Consider the following 1,545-nt stretch of genomic DNA (forward strand, 5'->3'; position numbering starts at 1 on the left):
GCGCGCGCTCGTCCGAGCACGCTCGGGAGGTCGACGTCGAGCCGCCGTCGCCGCCCCGCCGCGCGGTGACGGGCGGCGCGCGCCGGGCTCATCCGGGCCCGTCCAGGCGTAGGTGGTCCGCGGTCGCGCGGCGGACGAGCCGGGTCGCCATCGGGAAGACGACGGCGGCAGGGAGCAGGACGAACGCCGCGAGCAGCGCCACCTCCGCCGGCCACGGCCACACGACGGCGACGTCGGGCACCGGCGTGGCCCCCGTCTGCGACGTCGCCAGCACCGGCGCGACCGCCCAGGCCGCGGCTGCGCCGACGCCACCGCCGAGGACGACCACGAGCACCGTGAGCGCGACGTTCTCGAGGACCAGCGCCGAGACGACCGACCGCCGCGGGACCCCGACGCCCTGGAGGCGCGCGACCTCGAGCGCGCGTGCGTCGACGGCCGCGGCGGTGTGGAGCGCCGTCCCGGCGAGCGCGAGGAGGAGCGCCGCGGCCACGAGCACCGCGAGCACCGCGGGGACGCCCACCCGGAGCGGGCCGTCCAGCAGGGCCGCGGTAGCCGCCGAGCGGTCGGCGGTCACGCGCAACCCGGCGGCCTCCACCGCCGCGGCGGCCGCGCCGTCGTCCGTGCTCGTGGCCGGCAGGCCGACCCACCAGGCGTCCGTCAGGGGCGTGAGGTCGCCGCGCGCGAGCAGCATCCGGCCGAGCACGTCCTGGTCCGCGAGCACGGCCGGGCCGCGGGGCACGGAGGGCAGGTAGGGCACGACGCCGGCCACCTGGGCCGCGACCGTCCCGTCGCCGACCGACAGGGTCAGGGACGAGCCGGTGCGCAGCGCCGTCGCCGCGGCGAGCTCCTCGGTGACGAGGACGGGCACCACGAGCGGGGCCTCGAACGCGGTGATCACGAGCTCCGCCGGTTCCCAGGCCAGCCCGCCGAGCCCGACGGTCCCCGTCGCCGTCACGTCGGCGTCGTCCGACGTCGCCGCGGTGCTCCAGAGCCCGAGCATGCGGTCGCCGCGGGCGGCGGTCCAGGTCGCCCCCGGCTGCGCCGTCGGCCCGGAGATGGTCACGCTGACCCGGGTCGAGGCCGCGGACTGCGGCGCGACCGACGCCTGCGGATCGAGCTCGAGCGCGAGGCGCACCCCCACGAGCTCGAAGGGCCCGACGGCGCCCGGCTGCGCCGGGACGACGATCGCGCGGGCCGCGCCGTCCAGGGCGAGCGGCTCGCCGACGAGCGTGACGCGATGGCCCCCGCCGCCCTCGACCACCAGGGTCGGCGTCACGCGCAGCGGGAAGCCGTCGCCCTCACCGGTGCCGGCCAGGACGAGGTCCGTGAGCCCGGTCGACGGCGCCACCTCGAGGGGCAGGCCCGGGGCGGGTGTCTCGGGCCCGAGCGCGGAGGTGAGCTCGCCCCAGGTGGCGCCGCCGGGCGGGCGCCCGCGCAGCAGGGCGTCGGCGGAGGCGGTGTCGACGGCGACGAGCTGCGGCACCGTCTCCCCGCGCCAGCGCCCGACGGCGACCGGCCGGTGCGTCGCGGTGCTCGTCACGGCGC

1 protein-coding gene is annotated in these 1,545 nt (G+C 79.7%); it reads right to left on the reverse strand.

Features of this window, described 5'->3' with window-relative positions:
* Positions 1 to 88 precede the first annotated feature (88 nt).
* A partial coding sequence (locus tag ICW40_RS20515) for an FtsX-like permease family protein (RefSeq protein ID WP_221655817.1) occupies positions 89 to 1,545 on the reverse strand: 1,457 nt, incomplete at its 5' end.

The sequence above is a fragment of the Actinotalea ferrariae genome (assembly GCF_019733465.1).
Taxonomy (GTDB): Bacteria; Actinomycetota; Actinomycetes; order Actinomycetales; family Cellulomonadaceae; genus Actinotalea; species Actinotalea ferrariae_A.